Source organism: Dactylosporangium sp. NPDC000244, assembly GCF_040300725.1.
Classification (GTDB): Bacteria; Actinomycetota; Actinomycetes; order Mycobacteriales; family Micromonosporaceae; genus Dactylosporangium.
Genome location: NZ_JBEPEH010000130.1, coordinates 1 through 1,024, shown reverse-complemented (window position 1 = coordinate 1,024; position 1,024 = coordinate 1). Strand labels below are relative to the sequence as shown.

1 protein-coding gene is annotated in these 1,024 nt (G+C 65.5%); it reads right to left on the bottom strand.

Going from position 1 to position 1,024, the window contains the following annotated elements; translation table 11 throughout:
- Positions 1-27: 27 nt before the first annotated feature.
- Positions 28-912 carry an IS982 family transposase gene (locus ABT369_RS57880; protein WP_350627295.1) on the bottom strand — a complete coding sequence of 295 codons (885 nt, stop codon included), beginning with the start codon at positions 910-912 and terminating at the stop codon, positions 28-30.
- Positions 913-1,024 lie beyond the last annotated feature (112 nt).

Genomic DNA, 1,024 nt, shown 5'->3' with positions numbered 1-1,024 from the left:
CTAGATGATTGATGCCTTGAAGCTGCCTCAGTGGTCGTAGGCGATGAGTGATCGTTTGCTGGGTGCGCCGATGGTCCAGTTGTGCCAGATCACGGCGGTCAGGGCGAGGAGGCGTTGCGCGACGCGGGCGAAGACGCCGGTCAGGGTGCGTCCGCCGTGGGCTTCGAGGTCGAGCTGGCCCTTCAATGTGTCGAAGACGGCCTCGACCCACTGCCTGACCCGGGCGAGTTTGCCGTAGCGGACCGGTTCGCCCTTGCGGTCGGGGCGCACGAAGTGCGCCCCGAGCTGTTCGGTGATGAACCGTTCGAAGTCCGCGCCGGCAAAGCCCTTGTCGCCGAGGAAGACCTGCCCGGCGTGGACGAGATGGTGGTCGGCTTCGAGGAGCGCGGTCATGACCTCGCGTTCGCCGAGTTTGGGGTTGGCCAGCCCCCAGATCACGGGCATGCCCTCCGGGGTGCAGACCAGATAGAGCCGGAATCCCCAGAAGTAGCGGGAATGGGAGGCGCAGTACCCGTAGCCGGCATCACCGGCCAGGCCGGAGCGTCTGACGGTCTCGCGGGAGGCGCCGCACGGCAGCGGGGTGGAATCGATCAGCCGCAACTGGTCGAACCACGACGGTGTCCGGGTGGCCAGATGCCGCATCACCACAGCCAGCAGCGGCCCGGCCTTGCGCATCCGCTTGTTGTAGCCGTCCTGGTCAGGCAGATACGGGAACATGCCCCGCAAATGCTTGTTCGCGTAGCGCAGCCAGTGCCGCTCCGACGGATACCGCAGCAGCACCTGCATCACCGCCAGGCACAACAGCTCCGCATGCGTCAGCCGCGGCCGGCGACCCCGACCCGTGGGTCGTTCGATCAGGTCATCGATCTCCACGTAGAGTGCGGTCACGAGGGTGTCCAGATCAGCGTCCAACGACGGGCTCCAAGAGTTCGGCGGCTGGGTCAGCAACGCTGATCTTGGACACCCTCCCCGCATCTATCCAGCAGCGACACACGCCCGAATCTTCAAGGCATCAATCATCTAG